The sequence below is a fragment of the Embleya sp. NBC_00888 genome (assembly GCF_045207655.1).
Classification (GTDB): domain Bacteria; phylum Actinomycetota; class Actinomycetes; order Streptomycetales; family Streptomycetaceae; genus Embleya.
The window spans coordinates 401,285-422,697 of sequence record NZ_CP108785.1; the positions used below are offsets into that span (position 1 = coordinate 401,285).

Consider the following 21,413-nt stretch of genomic DNA (forward strand, 5'->3'; position numbering starts at 1 on the left):
CGGCGACCCCGACCGCCGGCAACTGTGGGACATGCTCGTCCGCCGCGACATCGACGCGTTCACCGCGTGCGACTGGAACGCCGTGGCCCACGACTTCGACACCGACGCGTTCCACGGCACCGACGCCCGCGGCAGCGACAACCCGGACACCTGGAAACTCGCGTACCCCACCCTCGCCGACTACCGCGACGCATGGCTCCAACAGCACCGCGAGCTCGCCTCCCACGCCTGCAACCTGCGCGAAGACCTCTACCGCGCCACGTTCGTCCGCGACATCGACATCACCGGCGACCGCGCCGTCGTCCACAAGAAGTTCGACGGCCGGCTCACCCGCATCGACGACAGTCCGATGCGCCTGAACTGGCAGACCCTCTACCTGTGCCGCAAGCACCAAGGACGCTGGCTGATCACCGGGTTCATCGGATACCTCCCCAACACCGTCACCGACGCCGCCGGCCCGCCCATGACCGCCGCTCCTCGGGCCCTGCGCGTCCCACCCGACGCCGGCCAGCACACCACCGCAGGCCCGTACTCCCCGGTCATCGAAGTCACGCCGGGCAAACTCGTCGTCATCTCCGGCCAAGGCGCGATCACCCCCGACGGCAGCGTGACGCCCGGAGGCATCCGCGAACAGACCCACGCCACACTCGACAACTGCCGCCGTCAACTCCGACACGCCGGCGCCGACTTCGCCGACGTCTTCAAGGTCAACGTCTACCTGCGGGACCTGTCCGACTGGCCCGCGTTCAACGACGCCTACGCCGAAGTCATGCCCCAACCGCTGCCGGTCCGCACCGCGGTGGGCGCCGACCTGCTCCTGACGCTCCGCGTCGAACTCGAAATGTGGGCGGTACTCCCATGACCTTCTGGGACCGGCTCAGCACCCACACCCTGGACGCCCGCCCACGGCACACACCGGTGATCGTCCCGATCGCAGCCACCGAACAGCACGGCCCCCACCTGCCGCTGGCCACCGACCGCATCCTGGCCGACCACATCGCCGCCGACCTCGACCGGCGCGTCGGCGACGCCGTGCTGATCCTGCCCACCGCCGCCATCGGCTGCTCGGACCACCACAACGGATTCGCCGGCACGCTCTCCCTGCGCCACACCACCCTGCTCGGCTACCTCGAAGACGTCGTCGGCGCAGTCGCAGACCAAGACTTCGACAACATCGTCATCCTCAACGCCCACGGCGGCAACCAAGGCATCGCCCAAGTCGCCCTCGAACGCCTCGGGGCGCGGTTCCCGCACATCCGCATCGCCAACACCTCCTGGTGGCGCCTCGCCGCCCCCGAACTCCTCGACATCAGCGAGAGCGGCCCCGGCGGCACCGGCCACGCCTGCGAACTCGAGACCTCCATGATGCTCGTCGCCGCCCCCGACTTCGTCCACATGGACCTGGCCCCGGCCCGCCGAAACGCCCCCCTCAACGCGTTCGACCACGGCGACATGCTCCGCGGTGCCCGCGCCGCCTTCTACCGCCGCTCGGAAGACATCGCGTCCACCGGCGTGTTCGGCGACCCCACCACCGCCACACCCGACAAAGGCGAGCGCGCCCTGACCGCCATCGCCGAGCAACTCGACGCCCTCGTCCGCACTCTCGCTCAGGACGCCACATGACCCAGAGCGCACCCCCGCCGACCCGCGACATCGTCACCCTCGGCGAAGCCATGACCCTGTTCATCGCCGAACCCGGAAGCCCCCTACGCGACGCCACCCACTACCGCAGGTCCGTCGCCGGCGCCGAAAGCAACGTCGCCATCGGACTGGCCCGCCTCGGCCACCGAACCGGATGGATCGGCCGACTCGGCAACGACGCACTCGGCGACGCCATCCACCACGCCCTCCGCGGCGAGGGCGTCGACACCACCCTCGTCACCCGCGACCAGGAAGCCGCCACCGGCATCCTGATCCGAGACTGCCACGGCACACGACCAACCGAAGTCGTGTACCAGCGACGCCACAGCGCCGGCAGCCATCTCGCGGCAACGCACATCACCCCCGACTACATCGCGGACTTCGCCGGCCTGCACATCACCGGCATCACCCCACTGCTGTCCGAAACAGCCCACGCCGCGGTCCACGCCGCAGTCGATGCCGCCAAAAGCGCCCGCCGCACCGTCTCCTTCGACCCGAACATCCGGCTCCGCCTCGCACCCCCGGACAAGTCCGTCCCCATCCTGCGGACCCTCTCGGCCAAAGCCGACATCGTCCTCGCCGGCGACGACGAGGCGGAACTCATCACCGGACACACCGACCCCCACAAGGCAGCAGGCTGGTTCCTGGACCGCGGCGCCCACACCGTGGTTCTCAAACGCTCCGCTCGCGGCGCCTGGGCCACCAACGGCAAGAACTCCTGGACTCAACCGGCACTCCCCGCCGTGCCCGTCGACCCCATCGGCGCAGGCGACGCCTTCACCGTGGGATACCTCTCCGGCTGGCTCCAAAGTCACAGCATCGAAGCCTCCCTCCACACCGCCTGCGCGCTCGGAGCACTCGCCGTCCAAACCATCGGCGACTACGAGGGCACACCGATGGCAGAGATCCTGCACGCAACCGCAACCGCACTCCCGGGTCAAGCCCTCCGCTGACCGACACCGGACCATGCCCGAAACGGCCTCAGATGCATCGACGGGATCCCGCACGAGCCCTCGGCCCGTGTGGGATCCCGGCATTGCCGGCGGTGCCCCCACGTGCACTGTCGCCCACGACGATCCTCTCCGTCCCGCCGACCCGGATGGCCGGCTCCTCGACGGGGATTGCCCGGGGCGTGCCGCCCTACCGTCGGGCCGGGCATGCGGCGAACACAGCCGGGCCGGCCTCCGGGGCAGGCACCTGCGGAACGTCCGCTTCCGCATGCCGCCGCCGGGTAGGAGCCGAACGTCCGCGGTGGTCCGGCGCCCCCCGCATGCCCACCACCCGCCACGAAGAGCTGCGCGCGGCCGTCACCGCCGCCCGCCACGCACTCGCCACCCACCCGGACGCGGCCACCGCCCCTGCCCTGGCGGCCCGATCGCCGCCGCGGAACCCTTCGCCAACTTCACCCCCGCCGTCCCACCCCCGTACCGCGAGCGGGGGCACCCGAGAACACCGATCGACACCGTGCCGCCGACGAGGCCGGGGCTGCGACCCCGACGACGAGAGCGTCGTGATGGAGGATCCGGCGGACTGCCCATCGCGCGACCCGCTTTCCCACCCGCGAGGACGGCCGACCGGCCCGGCCGGCCAGGCCGCCGCCGTGCTCATCAACCCCCAGGAACTCGCCGACCTCGAGGACGAACTCGCCCTCGCCCAGTACCGCGCCCGCCAGGCCGAGCAGGCGACGACGGGTGCCCCGCACGACGAGGTGCGCGCCCGGCTCGGGCTGGACCGCGGTTGAGGTACGCGATCGTCTGGGACGAGGCCGCCATCGACACGGCCGCCCGCTTCCTCAAGGACGACGCCGACGGCCCGCGTCAACTCATGGACGCCGTCGACCTGCTGGCCGACGAGCCCCGCCCCAAGGGCACCCTTCGAGTACGGATCCCCAGACCTGCGGCGCATGCAGGTGGGCCGGTATCGGGTGATGTACGAGATCACCGACACCACGTTGACCATCGTCGTCATCCATGTCGGCCGCCTCGGCTGAACAACCGCCGTCGACCACCGGGTGCCGGCACCGGTGGCGCGAGCCTCGGGGCCCGGCGCCGTTCGTCGAACCCGCGGACCCCTTCGCCCCGCCCCCGTCATCGTGACCGGCTCCCGGATGTGCGCGGCGAAAGCCCTCGCGCACTCGCCCACCCATTCGTCCCGTTCCTCGTCGTCATCATCGAGGCGAGCCCGAAGTCGACGCCGGCACCGTGCCAGCCGCGCCTGACGGATCCAGAGGCCTCGGACCCGCAGCGTCGAGCGCGTGGACTGCGAACAGAACGCGCGAAGGCCCGCGAAACCTGTCGGCTTCGAGAGCCTTCAACCGGCGCACTGCGCCGCGAGCGGTCGTGCGGCGGTCACCAGCGCGGCCGCGCTGCGTCGGTCGTCGTGGAGCACGACGGCGCGAGTGACCACGTGTGACGCGCGACGATCACGCGTGGTTCTCGTCCGGCGGAAACCCTGCGAGGGAGCACGCTACAGCCCTACGGTGGCAGCCAAACGCCGACGTGGATTCCCGCCCGGACTCCGTGAGGAACCGATTCCCGAGCCGGCGCGCGTCCTGCGGGCACGAGTATGGGAAATGGGGGCGATGGACTTTCGCGTCAAGGTGGAGTGCACCGATGCCGAGGATGCGAGGGCGGCCGAGTTGACCGGGGAGTTTGCGGACTGGTTGGCCGAGGAGCGCGCCGTCGGCGCGCACGCCGACATCCGCAAGATCCGCTCGTCGGCCGGCGGCGGAATGTCCGGGGACCTGGTTGCCTGGATCGCGCTCGCCACGTCGTCGGGATTCTCCGCAGCCTCGCTCGTCTACGCGCACCTGGCCTTCCGCGCCTCGCTGCCGCGCCGGCTCCGCGACACCACATGTCTGATCGTTGAACGCGACGGCGTCCGAGCGATCATCGAGAGCGGACACCGGAGGCCGTCGCCCAGATCGCCCAAGCCCTGGCAACACCCGACGCCACCCCGCCGGCATAGGGCCGGCGGTGACGGTTCCCGATCCGACGGCGAGCCGGGCGGTGCTGGTCGGCGTGCACGCGTACACCCGGCTGGAACCCCTGCCGCCGGTCGCCGCCGGAGTGACGCGACTGGCCCAACTGCTCCGGGACCCCACGGTGTGGGGACTGCCAGCACCGCAGTTGACGGGCAGCCTGCGGTGGTGGACGGGGTGGTGTACGCCGGTGGTTCGGACAAGAACGTGTACGCGCTGGACGCGGCCACCGGCAGAAAACCGTGGTCGTGCAAGACCGGCTCCGAGATCACCTCGATCGTGACCGTGGACGGAGTGGTGTTTTCCAGAGGCTACGACCAATCCATCTACGCGGTGGACACCGGCATCCGACGCTCCTCCTCCGAGTAGGAGTGAACAGTGGCGTGGCCGTCTCGGCGGATTCCCACGTTCGTCGCGCGCACCGCGCCGGCTCCGATGTGCCACAGGACGCACTTACCCCAGCACTACGCGCACTTCCGTGGAAACAAGCGTCGTCGCCTTGGTGGCGTTTCCGACGAGCTCGGACGTCGGACGACCGCAACCTTCGCTCGTGATGACGACGAGCATGCCCGAGAAGAAGCCCAATAGCCCGCGCGACCGCACGGCTGCACGACCTACGGACCGGGAGCGGGCGTCGGGTTCGGACCTGAGCCGGTTGCGGCCTCCGGGAAAGCACTACCGAGACGGCACGACGTGCCCCACATCGACCGGGACGGGCCACTCCCCGAAGAACCGCATCCGACCGGCGGAGCCCGGGAGTTGCTGGGCCGGCTCATGACACCGGGCCCGCAATACGGCGGCTCGTTCCCGCACGCCGCCGTCGTCCTCGACAACGGCCGGCTGCCCATGATGCAATCCGACGGCCGCATCACCATCGTGGACCCCCGGGTCCTTCGGCCCGGGCGGCGTGCCGGCCACAGCTATCCGGGGCGGTCCACGCCCTGGTCCGGTTGCCCGCCGAACTCTCACGGCCGCACCTGGCCGTGTTGGCCGCCCACCCCGAGGACTGGGTGCGAGCCCTGGCCGCCGTCCTGTGGACAGCCGACCGCGAGAGTGACCCCGAGCTCGGACAACGACTCGCGACGGACCGAGCCCGCCGGGTCCGCGCATCTTTCGCCAACATCCTCCCGCCAGCGTCGACGCATTTGGGTATCCGCGCCGTCCGCGAAACGCTGAAGCACGACGTGCGACGGAGTGTCCGTGTCACCGCCCGAAACTCCGACTGAACACCCGCGGCCGGGCCCGTCGAGCCACGGCGGTGGGCGATACCCGGGCCGGGTGCCGCGCGACGACTGCGGACCGCGGCGGCCGGTACGGGCGCGGGCCTCGCGGTGGCGTGGTCGAACTCGCGTGCCGAGTCGGGTTGTCGCCCCGTGCCCGTAGCCTCCCCGAGGGCGGGTGCGCATCGACCACACGTCGCGGGATCGTCAAACGAGCGGCGGAGGTTCGGTGTGGGAGCGGGCGTGTGGGACGTGGTCGAGGAGTCGCAGCGCGCGGTGTGGTCGTTCACACCGTTCGAGCACGTGGGCCCACTGAGATTCGGCATGACCCACGACCGGGCGGCGGCCGCTGTCGACGGGGTCCTGAAGACCATCGGATCGCGGGGAGACGGCACCGGGTGGGTGTCGCGGGCCGACATGTGGCCCACCCGCTACGGTGCGGGGGCGGCGGTGCACCTGTACTACGACCGGGCGATCGGCCTGGCCGCGATCGCGATCGACGCGCGGAACGGTCCGCAAGTGGACCTGGCCGGGATCCCGCTGGTGGGCCGGGTGCCGTCCGTCCTGGAGGACGCGTTGTTCGACCATCTCACCGCACAGGCCCTCGAACCGGGGTTCTCCCTGGAGGCGAACCTGTGCGCGCCCGAAATCGGTGTCGTGATGCGTGTCCAACGCGCCGGGGACCGTGTCCTGACCCGGCCGGTACTCGTCGCCCGGGAATGGGCACCTCGATGCTCGGACGCGTCGCAGAGCCACATCCCCGGCGACGAATGGCGCAGCTTTTCCTGAGCGCGCGGGCTCAGGTCGATCCGCCGGCGGGCGAGTGGATCGGTGTTCGGCATCACACCCTGACACGGTGACCGGCACGGGCCGAACCGCGGCGCGGCGGTGGGTCGTCGGGGTGGGAGGGCGGATCGGGCCCTTGTGGTCCGGTCGTCCGTGGGTCGATGTGGTGGCGGTTGCGCGGGCACGCGCCCCGGCGTGGAGATCTGCAGTCGCACCCTGTCCTCCGGAGTCTTCCCGGCGGAGGCCTTCGATTCGTGAGGTGCGCCGATCGTGCGTCGCGCGGACCCCGAGAGCCGGGACCCACACAGTGGGTTCACCGACCGCCTCAACCGGTGCGAAGTTTGGCGCCCCCGTCTCCGACCCGTTTTCCGTCCCGTCCGTAGGCAAGGAGCAGGGCGTGGTCGGTGTTGGTGGCGGCTATGGAGAATCCTCGGGCGCCTGGAGAGCGACGGTCCTCGATCGGTCCGGACACGGTCGTGCCGAGGGGTACGTCGGGGAGCTTGTGCTGGGGGGCGCGCGGTGGTCCGCTGTCGGGGCCTTGGGGCAGGAGTGGGACGTCGAAGGCCCTTGTTCCCTCGACGGGGACGAAGACCAGGCGCGCCACCTGGGGGCCGACCTGGCCTTGGACCGTCACCATCCCGCCCCGACCGGCCTGCGTACGGCCCCAACCGAAGTTGAGTTGTTGACCGTTCGCCGTGAACTCGAGGCCGCGACACGCGTAACCGATCGTGCCGTCCGCTCGCGGCACCGGCGCGTAGCCGATGCACCCGTTCGTGGGTGGCCCCCACAATGCCTCGTCGCGATGGTCGGGCGTCTCGAACCGCACGGCGACGGGCGACTCCCGCACGAGGAGCATCACCGCGCCGGCGGCCACCGCGACGACACCCGCGTAGGCCATGGCCGTGCGCGGGCGAACCACCAATCGCACACCCGGCAGCAGCCCCACCGTCGCCGGAGCCCGGTCCCGAAGCGGTGCGAGACCCCACGTACACACCGCGAGCGCCGCGAGCAGCCGCACGTTCTCGCGGGCGAACCCGGCCGGAAGCCATCCGCCCACACTGAACGTCATGGCCACCAGCAGTACGACACCCCACGCCATGCGAGCCCGGCGCGGACCCGCCACCAACAGCAGGCCCGCCAGGACCAGCCACACCTGGTGGTGCGTCCACGACACGGGCGAGGCCACCACCGTCGCGCAACCCACCACGACCACGCCCCGCGCCGTGTGGCCCTCCCTGTGGCATTGACGCGCACCGACCAACGCCACCACGCACACCAGCGCGGACAGGACCAGCCACGCCGCGGCGCGTTCGGGGGGCACCACCCCGACGCGTATCAGCGCGCCGTTGAGGGACTGGTTGCCGTTCGCGGCCAGGTTCCCGATCCGCGAGGTGCTGAAGATCGCGTCGGTCCAAAACGTCGTCGACGCGGCCGGCCACAGCGCGTGGGCCAGACCCGTACACGCCGCGAACGACGCGCCCGCGCGCACCGCGTCACGGCGCCGACCGGTGACCCACAGATAGGGCACGAACAGCAACGGCGTCAGCTTGATCGCCGACGCCACCCCGATCAGCACCCCGCGCACCGGACGCGGCGTCAGATCGAGCGCGTCCACGAACGCCAACACCACCAGGAACACGCTGACCTGACCGAACCGCAGATTGCTCTGAACCGGCGCCGACACCAACAGGACCGCGGCCGCCACGAGCGTCAACGCGACCCGGCGCCGCCACCCCACGATCCCCCGCCGCGCGGTGAGCGCGGCCGCGATCGAGACCACCGCGACCAAGACGGCGGCAAGCCACACCACGCGCGCGACCGGCTCCGACACCCACCCCAGCGGCCACAACGCCACGAGCGCGAACGGCGGATACGTGAACGGATCACCGTTCTCCGCCACGTACTCGTACAGCGGCACGCCGTTGTCCACCGCACGCACCGCACCGATGTACACGTGCAGGTCCATCTGCCGATCCCACGAGGGCAGATGCCACGCCGACCACAACGACCACGCCGCCGCCACCACGAAACACAAGACCGCCCCGGATAACGCGAGAACCCGCGTCGACCGCGACCGGCCCGCACCGACAACACCCGGCGCATCCACCCCGTCACCATTCATGACACCGAATTCTGCCACCGCATCCCACCGCCCACGCGGGGTGAGAAGTCGGATCGCCGAACAGCCCGCCGGGGACAGGGCATTGGCGAGCAGCGTCGCCACGCCCCCGACGTCACGCCTGGTCACTTCCAGGGGTCCATCATCGCCCGCCCCGCCCGAATCCGGGGGACCCCGATGCTCGAGTCGTACGCCCTCGGCCGGCTTCGGGGGAACGTGAGGCCCACCGTTCGCGGCGACGGCGACGACGACGACAGGCCGGCGGGAAACGGGACCCCGGGGTCTCAAAAGGGCGGGTCGTCGGCGAACCCCTTGGGGCCTCCCCACGAATCGGGGAACGCAGGGCGCTGGACTGGGTCGAACATCTGGTTCAGGGTGTGCGCCAGTCCGGCGCCGAAGTAGGGATCGACCTGTTGCAGCCAGGGCACCTGGGCCATCAGGAGGCCGAGTTCGTCCGTGACCAGCTCGTCCAGGACGGCACGCAGGTCCTCGGGTGCCGGGTCGTCGACCAGGCACAGCCATCCCAGCGCGGCGGCGACCCTGACCTCGGGTGGGCGTGCGGGGTCGGACCAGCACGCGCGGGTGAAGCCGGTGGCGTCCTCGTGGCGGTGTTCCCTCGCCAGTTGCGCGATCGCCAGGACCAGGCCGGCGCGGAGGCGGGGAATCTCCTCGACGCGGAACCGTTCGTGCAGGGCGGCGGAGATCTCCCATGCGCGATGGGACGACGCCGCCAGGACGCACGCCGCCTCCTCTCGCACGGCCGGGTCCGGGTCGTCCAGGAGGGCGATCGGGACGTGCGCGTCCGCCGCGATCGCGTCCCGCGCCGCCCGCACGACAACCGCCCACGTCGAAGCGCACGTCGTCGTCGGCATCGGCGACCCGCAACAACGCGGCGCGCGACCCGTCGCCCCAGTGGTTGCGACACGCCACCGCGGCAACCAGCACGAGCGCATCCACCCGCTCGTGCACGGCCGGGTCCGCGGCGATCCGCAACAGGAACGGCACCGTCAACGGCGCCACCGAACCCGTCATGCCCCGATGACAGACGGAGCCGCCCAACGACGAGCACGCCCCCGCGCCGCGGCCGCGTCCACGGAACGCATCCGCTCCAGGTAGCCGAGAACGTCCTCGCCCGAACCGTACGCGTGGGAGAACCCGCCCCAGGGCACCTGCCCGAGGAGAAACCCGTCCCTGACGCGCCTCGACACCCCCGCCGTCACCACACGCACATCGAGCGCGGTCCCCTCGTACACCTCGACTCCACGTGCTTGCACCCGCCCGTATTCGAACATGAGATCCTCGGGCGTCACGGTCGCCTCCCACGGCTGTCGCCGGGCGAAAGACCCCTGCCTACCACCGCACACCGACACCAGCGGGTCGGTCGAACCGTGCCCGGTGTTCCGCACCGTGCAGGGATCTCCGGTAGTCGTGGAAGTGCAGGACCACGGCGAGTTCGCCGCCCGAGGCCAGGACGGCCTCGGCGAACAGCGAGTCGGCTCCTGGGGCAATACAGGACACCCCGAGCAAACCGTGCGAGTCTTCGGTCAGTTCGCCGAACACCCCTCGCAGCGCGTCTTTCAGGAGGGCTTCCGTGCCCTCGGCCAGATCATGTGGCAGGTTACTGCGACCGTACGCATCACACCCCGCCCGTCTGCCTGTTCACGCCGGGCGGCCAGTGTCCCACTGGGTCCGGGGCGGGATGGACGGCGCCCCGTGTGGGCGCTCAGAGCGCGGCGGCGAGGAAGCCCACGACGTAGGCGGCGCCGAATATGAGCGGAACCCACTGTTCCACGCGGGTCAGCGGCACGTATCGGCGCCAGTCACGGCCCCGGCCCAGGGCGTCCCACTCCGCGTCCGAGTACGCGAACGCGGGGAGTCTGCGCTCCAGTGCGCCGATCACCGCGTATTTGGCGCTGTTGAGTTGACGGTAGGAGCGCATCATCACGAACCAGGTCAGGCACTGCGTCAGCAGGATCGTCAGCCCCGCCATCAGCACCCACACGGAGGTGTGGAGCCGGTTCCCCCCGGCCCCGGCGACGAGGGCGGCGACGGCCGCGGTGTTGAGCGTCAGAAAGAAGGTGTTGGTGAGATTGCGCCGGGAGCTGACCCGGTCGGCCATCTCGACGCACAGCTTGTACTGCTCCAGGATCGCCCCCTGGTATCTGTCCTTCGCGGACGCGTAGTCCGCCGGGCTCACACGATCGTTCCAGAGCGCGTCGTCCATGCCGGTCATGGGCTCGTCTTCCGCTCAAGGTGTTGGGGTCTGCCAGGTGGTGATTCGCCTGATGATGAGGATGATCAACGCTCCGGCCACCAGGAGGGACCCCGTGAGGAGGGCACTCAGGTTCGCGTTGACCAACACGTCGTGCTCGCTGTCCCAGTCCGAGGCCGTTCGCCATTGGAGCGGCCTGACGAGGCCGACGAGCACGAATGACGCCCACCAGGCGTTGATCAGGGCGACGGAAACCGGCCGCCGAGGGGCGCTGGTCCGCCAGATGTCCGACACGATCCGGCGCGGGTACCACAGATTGATCACCGGGGAGATCCAGGAACCCACCACCCAGTTGCGGGAGCGGCGGTGTCCGTCGGCACCGCCCATCAACTCGGAATTGACCCGCGCCCGCCACAGCCACGCGAGGAACGCCGCTCCGGGCGCCGCGATCGCCAGGAGTGTCAGCGGCAATGATCCCATCGTCGTGATTGCCTCGGAATCGACGGCCTCCACGTCCTCGTCCGTCGCCGTCCCGGCCAGGTAGTCGTGAACGACGAAATACTCGCGCCAGTTGTGTACACAAACCAATACCTCGCGCACGAGCACCAACAGGATCAGTGTCGTCGCGACGGCGGCCATGCCGGCCATCGGCCTGGGCCGCTCCGCGCCGGTAGGGCTCACGCCCGCAGGCGTGCCCTCTCGTGAACCGTCCATGGTTCCCCCGTTGGAGAGTCGGGTCTTCGATGTCGGCCTGGGATGGTCCCGGCCGCGGGTACGGCGCTTACCAGACCCCGGCGACTTGCAGCACCCGGTAGGGCGGGGCCAGGGCCGCAATCACCAGGGCTCCTTTCCACAGGGTGACGAGCATTCCGCCGTCGGCCCGATGGACGACCATCCGTCCGCGGATCCCCACGGACGCGAGCGCGGCCTTCATGACGCGGGCCGCGCGGCGGGCGGGCGAGGGCGTCCAAAAGGGCGCCAGGACGGCCCTGAAGGCGCGGCGCGCGCGTCCGCCTCGCGGGGCCGTGGTACCGGGGGCGGGATCCACCGGGTGTACGTGTGGCACCCACCCGGGGCCGAAGGCGACCGCGGCGGAGATCCAGGAGCCGCCCGCGCACACCTCCTGCAGTCGGGACGGCACCGGCAGGTGTTCGTCCAGGCGCTCGGCCACGTCCGCCAACCGATCCGGCGTCAACAGGAGCAGCTTGTGGGCGGGCTGGGCCCTCCCTGTCAGACTCTCGTGAGACATGAGGACAATCGACTCTTCTGTTGTTAGTAGGGCGAGAACAGGATCTTTCGAGCGTGACGCTGAGTAGTGTCGACCTTGAGGCCGGTGTGGCCGATGATGAGGCCGTGGGCAAGAAGAAGCGCGGTCCCCGCGCGGGCGGGCCGAAGCGGCGGTCCTTCACCCCGGAGTACAAGCTTCGGATCGTGGAGGAGTACGAGCGGCTGACCGAGCCCGGCGCGAAGGGCGCGCTGCTGCGCCGGGAGGGGCTGTATCACTCGCACATCATCGACTGGCGGACCGCCCGGGACGCCGGCGCGCTGGATGCGCTGGCCGCGAAGCCGTCCGGACCGACGGGCAAGAGCGCAGCCGAGAAGGAGGCCGAGCGGCTGCGGGCGGAGAACGAGAAGCTGGCCGCCGAGCTGGCCAAGTCCCAGAGGGCGCTGGCCATCCTGGGAAAAGCACACGAGCTCTTGGAACTGCTCTCCGGGAGCGAGGACTCCGAGCCCAAGCGGACGAAGTGATCACTGAGGCGTTCGCCGCCCTGGAGCCGGTCGTCGGGATCAAGCCGGCCTGCGAGCTGACCGGCCGCTCGCGGGCCACCGTCTACCGGCAGCGCCATCCCAAGCCCCGCGTGGCCGGGCCGCGCCGGGCGCCGGCAGCTCACCCCGCGGCCCTGTCCGAGCTGGAACAGGCACGGGTCCTCGGCGTGCTGCGCTCGCAGCGGTTCGTGGACAAGTCGCCGGCGCAGATCTGGGCCACCTTGCTGGACGAGGGCACCTACCTGTGCTCGATCTCCACGATGTACCGGCTGCTGCGCGAGCACGGGGAAGTCCGCGAGCGCCGCGCGCAGGCCACCCACCCGCCCCGGGCCAGGCCCGAGCTGGTGGCCAACGGCCCCAGCCAGGTGTGGACCTGGGACGCCACCAAGCTCAAGGGCCCGGACCGCGGGATGTACTACGACCTGTTCGTGATGCTCGACATCTACTCCCGCAAGGCGGTCCACTGGCTCGTCGTGCCGCGCGAATCGGCCGCACTGGCGAAGGAGTTCATCGAAGACGCCTTCCGCGCCAACGGCGGCGTCGTCCCGGACGTAATCCACGCCGACCGGGGCACCTCGATGACCTCCAAACCGGTCGCCCAGCTGCTCGCCGACCTGAACATCGTCCGCTCGCACTCGCGGCCACGCGTGTCCAACGACAATCCGTACTCGGAAGCAAACTTCAAGACCTTGAAGTACTGCCCGGTCTTCCCCGACCGGTTCGGCTCACCGGCCGACGCCCGCGCCTTCTGCCAGCGGTTCTTCACCTACTACAACAACGTCCACCGGCACTCCGGCATCGGACTGCACACCCCCGCATCCGTCCACGACGGCACCGCGGTGACGATCCGAGCACGGCGGGCCGACGTCCTGGCCGACGCCTACGCCACCAACCCGCACCGGTTCCGCCGAAGACCGACGCCACCCCGCCTCCCGAAGGCGGCCTGGATCAACCAACCCGCCAAGGAGGAGCATCAGGAAGAACCCGCAGCCTGACGTGTCTCACCGGAATTGACAGGCACCGGGGTGGCGAGGGCCTGGTCGACTTCCCACCACAGCCCCTCGCCCAAGCCCACCCGCAACACGATGAGCCGGGACAGTTCCATCAGCCGGAGGATCACCGGCTTCCAGTCGTCGAGCGGCAGGTAGAACCGCGCCGCGCCCAGGAGCGGCAGCGGCTCCCCGGGCCTGCCCACCGCGATCACGGGGCCGAAGGCGCCCAGCGCGCCCGCGAGTTGCTCATCCCGCGAGTGAATGTTGAGGGCCACCCCGTCGTCGACCCGGGCCGAGATGGGGTCGTCGGCGAAGCTGCGCAGATAGAGCACGGGCTCGCGCCCGTCGACGAGCAGGGCGCGGGCCGCGCCGCGCGCCGAGCGCGGTCGGGAGTAGCGCAGAGTCAGGAATCCGGCCCCGAGCGCGGCCAGGCCGGCGGGCAGTAGGAGCGCTTGCGCGGCCACCGGCATCTTGGAGTCGCTTCGTTGGGCCATGCCGGCTGCGATGGAACCGGCCGCGAACAGGGCGTACCCGACTCCGCTGGCCGCCAGGAACACAGGCCGCCGCCAGCGGGGCTGTCGGGGGGCGAACCGCTCGACCAACTCCACGAGTTCCACGGTGCGCATCCGACGACGACGCCGCAGCCACAGCGCCGGCACGGCGAGTACCCCTGCGGCCAGCACCCACCACAGCGCGACCGTGCCCGACGAACCGAAGTCCCGGCGCGCGCGCAGGTCCTGTCCCGCAGTGATCGCCAAGTGCAGCGCGACGTAGGCGGTGACAAGCGCGGTTAACGTGATCAGTCGAGCAGGCACCGACAGGCGGGAAAGCACCTCAACACACCTCCATCCCTTGCCGGGGTACCGCCGTCGGGCGCGGATCGCGCCCACCCGCTACACCGTCCACGCACTGCGACCGTCCACCGGTCACTGAACCGAACCGAAACAACGCTGCGAATACTCGCTTCCTTCGTGTCGGCGCCACGCAGGGGCCGCCCGCGGGTACCTGCGCGGCGTCGTCAGCCGGCCGCCGGAAGGGCGTCGGGGTCGCGGCCCGCCGGTGGCGGCAACGCGGGGCAAGCGATCCTGGACAGCGTCGCCCCGTGCGACGTCCTGGGCATCCTGCCGGGCCGGTTGCAACCAGGCATTCGTCCTCCTCCGTGACAACCGGCCCGGAACTCGAACGCTCGGGTGTGGCAGACGCGGCCCGATGGCCTCCGGATCAACCCCTGCCGCCACCTGCCGGGGATCACGTGGCGAAGGCCTTCTCCAGCCGGTGGACCAGATCCTGAAGGCTCGCCTCTCGGCATGCCTTGTTGTTGTGGCTGCCGTCGCATCCCGTTCCCCAGTTCGAGCCGTCGCCGTAGTCGACGAAGTGGTACGGCAGCCCCAGGTCTTTCATGTTCTGTGCGACGTTCTCGGCCGCTCCCTCCAGCCAGAACTCCGGTTCCGTCGGTCGGCCGCGGCCGTTGCCGACGTACATGGACACGCCGATCCCGGCGAACCGGTCCACGTGCCGGGACGGGTCGATCTCGTTCCATCGCCGGTCGGCGTTGAGGACCGGGTAGGGCGAGCCGAACGCGGCGTCGCTGTCCACCGCCGGCTTGTAGCCGACGAGTGAGGCGACCACGGCCAACCGCAGCACCATGAACCTCGTCGACAGATCGACGTCCCCGGACAACGAGGCGGTCTGGCCGAACAGTTGGGGATGGTTCTGCGCGTAGTGGAAGGCACCGAAACCGCCCATGGAGAGCCCGGCGACGGCCCTGGCCTGCTTGGTGGCGATGGTGCGCAGGTTGGCGTCGATGAACGGGATCACCTGCCGGATGTGGAAGGTCTCCCAGTTCTGCGCGCCCAGTACGGTGTTCTGATCGAGCCAGTCGGCGTACCAGCCCCGCGTACCGCCGTCCGGGATGACGGTGATCATCGAGTCGGACTTCGACAGCGCGGAGTAGTTCTGGTCCACCGGGTCGGCGTTCGCCCCGTGCAGCCAGTACAGCACCGGGTATCGCCGGGTCGGGTCGTCGTGGTAGCCACTCGGCAGGATGATCTTGATGTGGTGGTTGCCCGTCACCTGCGGTGTGGTCACCGTGATCACGAAGTCGGTGGCGGTCCCGGTGGTCGATCCCATTTGGGTGAGGCCGTATCCGTCCCGCAGCGTGGGCGGCACCCCGGTGTCGCCGTCGGCCGCCGGCGTCGCGGTCGTGGACAGCGCCATCACCGTGGTGACGGCGGCGCCCAACGCGAGAACTCTTCGCAGCAATGTCCTCATGTCGTTTCCCCGTTCGGATTTGTTCGGTTCGGAATCTCGTTCACCGGTGCCGGCGAGGTCGCGATCCGGTCCTCGGCAAATCACCCGGTCGCCCACGTGCCCGCCGAGAGGCGACTTCGTCCGGTCCGGGTGGTGGGGCGAGCGCGGGCCGGCCGACCGGGCACGGGCCGACCCGCACTCGGGGAGGCGACCTCCACCGGGTCGGTGGATCAGCCCACCGGGGTGCCGCACAGCGCGGAGTCGAGCACCTGGGCGGCCTTCGGCTTTCCTCCCGCTACGTAGGCGTTGGTCACCAGTGCCGCGTGCCGGCCGTCGTCGGTGGCGAACGTCCCGGACGAGTGGCCGGTCGTCAGGTCGCCGAAGTGGCCCCAGGCCTGCCCGCCGCAGGACAGGTCGAGCCGGAACAGTCCGAGGCCGTAGCTCATGACGGCGGGAAAGCCGGGCATGGGCACCGTCGTGCGCATCTGGGTGAGCATCGCCGGGGACACGAGCCTGCCGTCGGCCAGCGCCTGTTCGAACGTGGCCAGGTTCTGTTCGGTCGAGGCCATGGCTCCGGCCGTGGCGTACTTGGTCAGCTCCACGGAGAAGGTCGCGTTGATCCAGAGGAAGAACGGGCCCGCCCGGCCGCCGACATAGCCGGGCAGATACGGCGCGTCGAGCCTGCGGTCGCCGGCGTGGGGGTAGGCGGTCCGGGTCAGGCCGAGCGGACCGATGATCCTGGTGGTGATCGCGTCCCCTGCCGGGATGCCGGTGATCTGCTCGATCAGCAGGCCGGCCACCAGGAAGTTGATGTTGGAGTATCCCCAGCCGGTGCCCGGTGCGAACTGTGGCGGGTTGGTCAGCGCGGCACGGATCACCTCCCGCAGGTCGTAGGTGCCGTCCGGGTTGGCCCGGGGAGTGCCGAACGCGTTGGTGATGCCGCTGGTGTGCTGCAGGATCTGCCGTACCGAGATCGTGGTGCCGTCGTAGCCGTTGCCCGCGACGACGCCGGGTAGATACCGCTCGATCGGGGCGTCCAGCTCGACCCTGCCCTCGTCGACCAGTTGCAGGACCACGACGGCGGTGAACGTCTTGGTCTGGCTGGCGATGCGGAACTGGTCGTCGGATCCGATGGGGCGCCTGGCGCCGGTGTCCGCAGTCCCGCTGTACAGATCCCACGAGCCGGCGCGGTTGCCGGCGTGGACGGCCGCACCCGGCCCGGCAATCGCCTGGTAACTGTCGAGCACCGCCTGGGTGTCGGCGTGGTCGCCGGCCACGCCGGCCGGCCGTGCCTGCGCCGGCACGGCCGTCGTCATCGCCACGGCGGCGGCGATGACGAGGGCCGCCAGCCGCGATGTGCCGCGGTGCCCGGTCGCACGGCCGTCTCGACCGGACGTTCCGGGCCCACTCGGTCCCGAAGGGACAGGAATCTTCACTGAGTTCCCACTTTCCTGGATTGATCTCACCCCGGAGGGCACGCACCGTCCGCCCGCCGCGGTGGCGGTCCGGCCGGCGGCGAACGCTCGTCGGATTCCCGCTCGCAGGGGCGGCGTTCCCCCAAACGATCGCGTTCGCGCCGGTCAGCGGGCCAGGCCAGGAACCGGCCACTTTTGGCCGGTCCGGGCGATAGGGTCACCGGGGCCGGGATCGGCGGGGATCGACGGGGGAAAGGCAAGACGTGACGGGGGAGTTCGGCCCGCTGGTGCGTCGATGGCGCCGCAGGGCGTCAATGACGCAGGAACAACTCGCCGAGAAGTCCACGGTCGGCGTGCGGACCATCCGCAGGATGGAGACCGGCGCGGTGGAGAACTTCCGACTCGATACGGTCCGGTTGCTCGCCGACGCCCTGAACCTCACGCCCGACGAACGCCGCGACCTGATGTCCGCGGCGGGCGCGGTGCCCGCGCTCCCCGACGAACCCGAACCCGAACCCGGCCCCGACCCGCCCGGCGGAGGCCCACTGTTGGCCGGAGTCGCCGACCGACTCGCGGACGTGCTCCAAGGCCGATGGCGACGGGAAGTCGAACAGCGCGGCGCCCACAACCCGTTCCCGCTGCCCATCCGGTGGCAACCGGTACCCGACGACCTGGCCGATCACTGGGACAACATCCGCCGCGTCCCTCCCGGAGGCTCCGCGAGCCCCCTGGACCTCACGGGCGACCTGACCGAGATCGCGGACGTCTACCGGCGCGTCCCCTCCGGCCGGCTCGTGGTGCTCGGCCGCGCCGGGTCCGGAAAGACGATCCTGACGCTCCGGTTCGTCCTGGACTACCTGGCCACACGCACCAGTACCGACCCGGTCCCGGTGATCTTCAGCCTGGGCTCGTGGGATCCGACGACCGACACCCTCCGGGACTGGCTGGTCGACCGACTGCTGCGCGACCACCCGGACCTGGTCGCGGGTGCCCCCGGCGGTTCGACACTGGCCGCGGCGCTGGTCGAGGCAGGCCGCATCCTGCCGGTACTGGACGGATTCGACGAGATTCCCGATGGACTGCACCGCGCCGCGCTGCCGGCGCTCAACCGCACGTCGCTGCCCATGCTGTTGACCAGCCGCCCACACGAGTACCGCAGGGCCGTCGCGGCGGGCAACGTGCTCACCTGGGCCGCGGGCATCCGGATCGTCGACCTCACCCCCGCCGACTTCTCCGACTACCTGCGCCGCTCCAGCCGCACCACTCGCTGGGACCCGGTCCTGCGCGAACTGCGCGAACGCCCGCACGACCCGGCCGGCAGGAACCTCATCGAGGTGTTCGGCACGCCGCTCATGGTCGTCCTCGCCCGCACCACCTACGACACCGACTCCGACCCTGCCTCCCTGCTGGACACGAATCGATTCCCGACCCCGAACGACCTGGAGGACCACCTGCTGGACGGTTTCGTGCCGACCCTGTACCGGGCACCCTCCGCGGGGTTGCGACACCCCGCCTGGACCGCGGACCGCGTCCAGCACTGGCTGGGCCACCTCGCCTGCCACCTCGACCGACTCGGCACCCCGGACCTCGCCTGGTGGCAACTGGGCAACTCGTTCAGCCGCTCCTCACGCATCCTCGGCGTGACACTGACCTCGGCGATGGTCACCACGCTCTCCGACTGGCTGGTCTACGGACCGAGATACGTGCACGGCTTCGGGTTCGCGACCGGGCTCCGCAAAAGCCTGCTCGACGGGCTGACACTGGGGCCCATGGTCGGGCTGGGCTTCGGCATGGTGTACGGGCTCATGATCGTGTGCGGCGGTGTGGTGTTCGAGCCGGCGCGCGTCCAGATGCGGTTGTTCGGGCGGAACAGCCGGACCCCCGTGGTCCGCACCTTCACCACGAGATTCGGCGCCGGGCTCCTCGGCGGATTCGCGGTCGGCCTCGGATACCCGCTGATGATCGCGATCGGGCGCGAAACACTCCACGGCTTTCCCTCTTCGATCGACGTGCTGATCAAGACGTCACTGATCAACATGCTCGTGTACGGCTTCATCCTCGGGCTGGCCGCCGGCGTGGTCTTCGGTCTCACCTCGGTGCTGGAAGCGCCCGTCGATCTCGACTCGGCAACCAGTCCGCTCGCCATGCTGCGCAGCAACCGCACGACCGCCGTCCGCCGGGCCCTGGTCGTCGCGCCGATATTCATACTGGCAATCGCCTTCGGCGGAACGCTTGTGAGCACGTTCCTCCAGGACCCGCTCAACTGGTCCCTCTCCTACGCGCTCGCCGCAGGACTCCTGGGCGGGTTGGCCGGGGCACTCTCCCACACCTTCGCCTTCACCGCGTGGGGCCAGTGGCTGGTGTTCTCCCGTGTCTGGCTCCCTCTCACCGGCAAACTCCCCTGGGCAGTCACCACCTTCCTCGACGACGCCTACCACCGCGGAGTACTGCGCCAAGTCGGCGCCGTCTACCAATTCCGCCACGCCCGCCTCCAAGACCACCTCGGCCACGCCTTCCGACGCACCGCCCCCGCCGACGACCGACACCCATAGCTCCCCCAAGCCGTCCGATACCCGACGACGACCCGGACCTCCCCGGAGCAACCACGCCCACGCCCGGACGAGCGCGTCGAACGACAGCCGGGGGTCGTCGAGTTCGCAGGCGGCGACACACTGCTGCTCTGCGGTGATCGTGACGCCGTGATTGCGGGGCCGGATCCGACCCTCGCGCTCCCACGCGTCCCAAGCGGCCTCGATCTCGTCGACCAAGCGCGGGCCACCCAGCCCCACGCGCCAACGGCTGTCGGGCAATGTAGTCGCCACCGCCCACGACCCGGCGCCGTCGTGGACCCACACGTTCACGCCGTCCTCATCAGCGTCGGTGACGTACACGACGTCGGGCGGCGCGCAATGCCCACAACAGGTCGCGGTCGGTGTAAAGAGGCGCCACATCGCGGGTGAGCAACGCCCGGCATCAACGACAGTCGTGCGCGGAGCGCACCCGCCACCCGGCGAGTCGCAAAGGCGCATCGTCCACGCATTCGCGACCCAAGGATCCACGGGACGTCGTCGGGGGTTATCACCTCCGACGGGTCGTGTCCCACGCCCGCGGTCCCCGGATCGCCCGACGCCGGCAGCCCATGTCGCCGCCGAGGGCCGGGAGTTCCGGGGCGAGAGCCGACCGGGCCCGCCTACGGACGTTCCCTCCGGGTCCGCTCGGCGAGTTGCCGCCGGCTCCCGGAGGGTGGGTCCGATGTTCAATCGGTCCGCGGCCGGCTCCAGGCGCGCAGGGTCCGGGCGACATCGGTGAGGGAGTGCTTGTGTTCGCGGATGTCGCGGGTCAACTGCACCCAGCCGCCGGGGGGAACGGTGAGAGCCTCGTCGGAACCGGCCATGTAACGGTCGCGCAGGCACAGCCCACGACGGCGTTGAAGTCGGCGAAGGGCTCCAGGACGATCATGGAGTGGACGAACGTCGCGGCGCGCGCGGCGCGGGGGCGCGGGGGCGGCGTGGACGACAGCGGCCATGCGGCCGTCGCCGGCATACAACGGGGTCTCGAAGGTCGACGTCACGCCACACGCCCTATTGATCGGGTCGCTCAGCCGCGAAGGGTGCGCACATGACCTCCAACCCCGACTCGGTCGCGGAATCCGGGCAGGAAACAGTGGTGGTCGCCGGCTTCGACGACCACCAGCATCCAGGACACCGAGAACACGGTGAGCCTGCAGGTCCCCAGGGGAACGGACTGCGCGTTCCGGAGACCAACCATCCCGGCGAACCTCACCCCGCGTCCGTCGGGGTATCAGGTCGGCACAGCGCCCGGTCAGCAGAGTGAGCTCGGTCGCGGCTTCGTCACCGGGACAGACGTGTCGCAGGTCGGGGCGCATCCTGGCCTGGTCGGCGATCACGCGGACGTTGCGGGCGTCGGTCTTGCCCGCGCCGCGGCCAGAAGGTCACCCACACCGACCACCCAACGTGACACTGCCGCGATCCGGCTGGTCCCAGGACGGCTCTCGATGACCGGCGTAGCAT

At 70.4% G+C, this 21,413-nt stretch carries 21 protein-coding genes and 3 pseudogenes; 12 read left to right on the forward strand and 12 right to left on the reverse strand.

Translation table 11 applies throughout. From position 1 onward, the window contains the following. Window positions 1-31 precede the first annotated feature (31 nt). From OG948_RS35880 to OG948_RS35920, 9 genes and pseudogenes are all read left to right on the forward strand, one after another. Window positions 32-436, forward strand: a pseudogene (locus OG948_RS35880) (hypothetical protein); the annotation flags it as partial. A 27-nt stretch (window positions 437-463) separates the two neighbouring features. Beyond that, window positions 464-862, forward strand: coding sequence for a RidA family protein (locus OG948_RS35885; RefSeq protein WP_331773403.1), 399 nt, complete (start codon window positions 464-466; stop codon window positions 860-862). Then, window positions 859-1,623 carry a creatininase family protein gene (locus OG948_RS35890; protein ID WP_331769167.1) on the forward strand — a complete coding sequence of 255 codons (765 nt, stop codon included), beginning with the start codon at window positions 859-861 and terminating at the stop codon, window positions 1,621-1,623. The genes OG948_RS35885 and OG948_RS35890 overlap by 4 nt, the downstream gene beginning before the upstream one ends. Then, window positions 1,620-2,594, forward strand: coding sequence for a sugar kinase (locus tag OG948_RS35895; protein ID WP_331769168.1), 975 nt, complete (start codon window positions 1,620-1,622; stop codon window positions 2,592-2,594). Before OG948_RS35890 ends, OG948_RS35895 begins: the two co-directional genes overlap by 4 nt. Window positions 2,595-3,154: 560 nt before the next feature. Further along, window positions 3,155-3,382 carry a type II toxin-antitoxin system prevent-host-death family antitoxin gene (locus OG948_RS35900; RefSeq protein WP_406300870.1) on the forward strand — a complete coding sequence of 76 codons (228 nt, stop codon included), beginning with the start codon at window positions 3,155-3,157 and terminating at the stop codon, window positions 3,380-3,382. A gap of 162 nt (window positions 3,383-3,544) precedes the next feature. Next, the gene (locus tag OG948_RS35905) at window positions 3,545-3,631 is read left to right on the forward strand and encodes a type II toxin-antitoxin system RelE/ParE family toxin (RefSeq protein WP_406300871.1); all 87 of its coding nucleotides are present in this window, start codon (window positions 3,545-3,547) and stop codon (window positions 3,629-3,631) included. 591 nt (window positions 3,632-4,222) lie between these two features. Further along, window positions 4,223-4,531 (forward strand): annotated as a pseudogene (locus OG948_RS35910) (hypothetical protein); the annotation flags it as partial. A 216-nt stretch (window positions 4,532-4,747) separates the two neighbouring features. Next, window positions 4,748-4,990 carry a PQQ-binding-like beta-propeller repeat protein gene (locus OG948_RS35915; RefSeq protein WP_331769170.1) on the forward strand — a complete coding sequence of 81 codons (243 nt, stop codon included), beginning with the start codon at window positions 4,748-4,750 and terminating at the stop codon, window positions 4,988-4,990. 1,082 nt (window positions 4,991-6,072) lie between these two features. Then, a complete protein-coding gene (locus OG948_RS35920; RefSeq protein WP_331769171.1) occupies window positions 6,073-6,630 on the forward strand; it encodes a hypothetical protein in 558 nt (185 codons plus the stop codon). Window positions 6,631-6,952: 322 nt separating this feature from the next. Here OG948_RS35920 and OG948_RS35925 read toward each other — a convergent pair whose 3' ends face one another. The 7 genes from OG948_RS35925 to OG948_RS35955 form a co-directional block, all read right to left on the reverse strand. After that, on the reverse strand, window positions 6,953-8,593 hold the full coding sequence (locus OG948_RS35925; RefSeq protein WP_331769172.1) for a glycosyltransferase 87 family protein: 1,641 nt from the start codon (window positions 8,591-8,593) through the stop codon (window positions 6,953-6,955). Window positions 8,594-9,030: 437 nt separating this feature from the next. Then, entirely contained in the window at window positions 9,031-9,618 is a 588-nt protein-coding gene (locus OG948_RS35930) for a hypothetical protein (protein ID WP_331769173.1), read from the reverse strand. A gap of 156 nt (window positions 9,619-9,774) precedes the next feature. Continuing rightward, window positions 9,775-10,056: a hypothetical protein gene (locus tag OG948_RS35935; protein ID WP_406300449.1), complete on the reverse strand. Its 282-nt coding sequence runs from the start codon at window positions 10,054-10,056 to the stop codon at window positions 9,775-9,777. Between the two features lie 40 nt (window positions 10,057-10,096). Continuing rightward, entirely contained in the window at window positions 10,097-10,306 is a 210-nt protein-coding gene (locus OG948_RS35940; RefSeq protein ID WP_406300450.1) for a hypothetical protein, read from the reverse strand. A gap of 163 nt (window positions 10,307-10,469) precedes the next feature. Further along, on the reverse strand, window positions 10,470-10,979 hold the full coding sequence (locus OG948_RS35945) for a hypothetical protein (RefSeq protein WP_331769175.1): 510 nt from the start codon (window positions 10,977-10,979) through the stop codon (window positions 10,470-10,472). A gap of 15 nt (window positions 10,980-10,994) precedes the next feature. Beyond that, window positions 10,995-11,606 carry a DUF4328 domain-containing protein gene (locus OG948_RS35950; protein ID WP_406300451.1) on the reverse strand — a complete coding sequence of 204 codons (612 nt, stop codon included), beginning with the start codon at window positions 11,604-11,606 and terminating at the stop codon, window positions 10,995-10,997. A gap of 133 nt (window positions 11,607-11,739) precedes the next feature. Then, the gene (locus tag OG948_RS35955; protein ID WP_331769177.1) at window positions 11,740-12,207 is read right to left on the reverse strand and encodes a hypothetical protein; all 468 of its coding nucleotides are present in this window, start codon (window positions 12,205-12,207) and stop codon (window positions 11,740-11,742) included. 53 nt (window positions 12,208-12,260) lie between these two features. Here OG948_RS35955 and OG948_RS35960 point away from each other — a divergent pair, with 53 nt between their 5' ends. Both OG948_RS35960 and OG948_RS35965 read left to right on the forward strand, forming a co-directional pair. After that, window positions 12,261-12,707: a transposase gene (locus tag OG948_RS35960; protein WP_331769178.1), complete on the forward strand. Its 447-nt coding sequence runs from the start codon at window positions 12,261-12,263 to the stop codon at window positions 12,705-12,707. Then, on the forward strand, window positions 12,704-13,720 hold the full coding sequence (locus OG948_RS35965) for an IS3 family transposase (protein ID WP_331769179.1): 1,017 nt from the start codon (window positions 12,704-12,706) through the stop codon (window positions 13,718-13,720). The genes OG948_RS35960 and OG948_RS35965 overlap by 4 nt, the downstream gene beginning before the upstream one ends. Here OG948_RS35965 and OG948_RS35970 read toward each other — a convergent pair. From OG948_RS35970 to OG948_RS35980, 3 genes are all read right to left on the reverse strand, one after another. Continuing rightward, window positions 13,699-14,550 carry a hypothetical protein gene (locus OG948_RS35970; protein WP_331769180.1) on the reverse strand — a complete coding sequence of 284 codons (852 nt, stop codon included), beginning with the start codon at window positions 14,548-14,550 and terminating at the stop codon, window positions 13,699-13,701. The two genes, OG948_RS35965 and OG948_RS35970, sit on opposite strands and share 22 nt — an antisense overlap. A 415-nt stretch (window positions 14,551-14,965) precedes the next feature. Continuing rightward, window positions 14,966-15,988, reverse strand: coding sequence for an alpha/beta hydrolase (locus OG948_RS35975; protein ID WP_406300452.1), 1,023 nt, complete (start codon window positions 15,986-15,988; stop codon window positions 14,966-14,968). 209 nt (window positions 15,989-16,197) lie between these two features. Then, window positions 16,198-17,283 (reverse strand): serine hydrolase domain-containing protein, encoded by a 1,086-nt coding sequence (locus OG948_RS35980; protein ID WP_331769181.1) that lies wholly within the window; start codon window positions 17,281-17,283, stop codon window positions 16,198-16,200. A 413-nt stretch (window positions 17,284-17,696) separates the two neighbouring features. Between OG948_RS35980 and OG948_RS35985 the strand changes: the two genes are divergently transcribed. After that, complete coding sequence (locus OG948_RS35985) at window positions 17,697-19,934, forward strand: helix-turn-helix domain-containing protein (RefSeq protein ID WP_331769182.1); 2,238 nt, start codon at window positions 17,697-17,699, stop codon at window positions 19,932-19,934. Window positions 19,935-20,638: 704 nt separating this feature from the next. On the opposite strand, the gene OG948_RS35990 is transcribed toward OG948_RS35985, so the two are convergent. Both OG948_RS35990 and OG948_RS35995 read right to left on the reverse strand, forming a co-directional pair. After that, entirely contained in the window at window positions 20,639-20,953 is a 315-nt protein-coding gene (locus OG948_RS35990) for a hypothetical protein (RefSeq protein WP_406300453.1), read from the reverse strand. A gap of 213 nt (window positions 20,954-21,166) precedes the next feature. After that, window positions 21,167-21,325: pseudogene (locus OG948_RS35995) on the reverse strand (transposase); the annotation flags it as partial. Window positions 21,326-21,413: the final 88 nt, after the last annotated feature.

What these genes read in the sequence shown, in the direction of transcription:
- OG948_RS35885 (WP_331773403.1), top strand. Translation starts at nt 464, where the DNA reads ATGACCGCCGCTCCTCGGGCCCTGCGCGTCCCACCCGACGCCGGCCAG.
- OG948_RS35890 (WP_331769167.1), top strand. Translation starts at nt 859, where the DNA reads ATGACCTTCTGGGACCGGCTCAGCACCCACACCCTGGACGCCCGCCCA.
- OG948_RS35895 (WP_331769168.1), top strand. Translation starts at nt 1,620, where the DNA reads ATGACCCAGAGCGCACCCCCGCCGACCCGCGACATCGTCACCCTCGGC.
- OG948_RS35900 (WP_406300870.1), top strand. Translation starts at nt 3,155, where the DNA reads ATGGAGGATCCGGCGGACTGCCCATCGCGCGACCCGCTTTCCCACCCG.
- OG948_RS35905 (WP_406300871.1), top strand. Translation starts at nt 3,545, where the DNA reads ATGCAGGTGGGCCGGTATCGGGTGATGTACGAGATCACCGACACCACG.
- OG948_RS35925 (WP_331769172.1), bottom strand. Translation starts at nt 8,593, where the DNA reads ATGGACCTGCACGTGTACATCGGTGCGGTGCGTGCGGTGGACAACGGC.
- OG948_RS35930 (WP_331769173.1), bottom strand. Translation starts at nt 9,618, where the DNA reads ATGCCGACGACGACGTGCGCTTCGACGTGGGCGGTTGTCGTGCGGGCG.
- OG948_RS35945 (WP_331769175.1), bottom strand. Translation starts at nt 10,979, where the DNA reads ATGACCGGCATGGACGACGCGCTCTGGAACGATCGTGTGAGCCCGGCG.
- OG948_RS35950 (WP_406300451.1), bottom strand. Translation starts at nt 11,606, where the DNA reads ATGGCCGGCATGGCCGCCGTCGCGACGACACTGATCCTGTTGGTGCTC.
- OG948_RS35955 (WP_331769177.1), bottom strand. Translation starts at nt 12,207, where the DNA reads ATGTCTCACGAGAGTCTGACAGGGAGGGCCCAGCCCGCCCACAAGCTG.
- OG948_RS35975 (WP_406300452.1), bottom strand. Translation starts at nt 15,988, where the DNA reads ATGAGGACATTGCTGCGAAGAGTTCTCGCGTTGGGCGCCGCCGTCACC.
- OG948_RS35980 (WP_331769181.1), bottom strand. Translation starts at nt 17,283, where the DNA reads ATGACGACGGCCGTGCCGGCGCAGGCACGGCCGGCCGGCGTGGCCGGC.
- OG948_RS35985 (WP_331769182.1), top strand. Translation starts at nt 17,697, where the DNA reads ATGACGCAGGAACAACTCGCCGAGAAGTCCACGGTCGGCGTGCGGACC.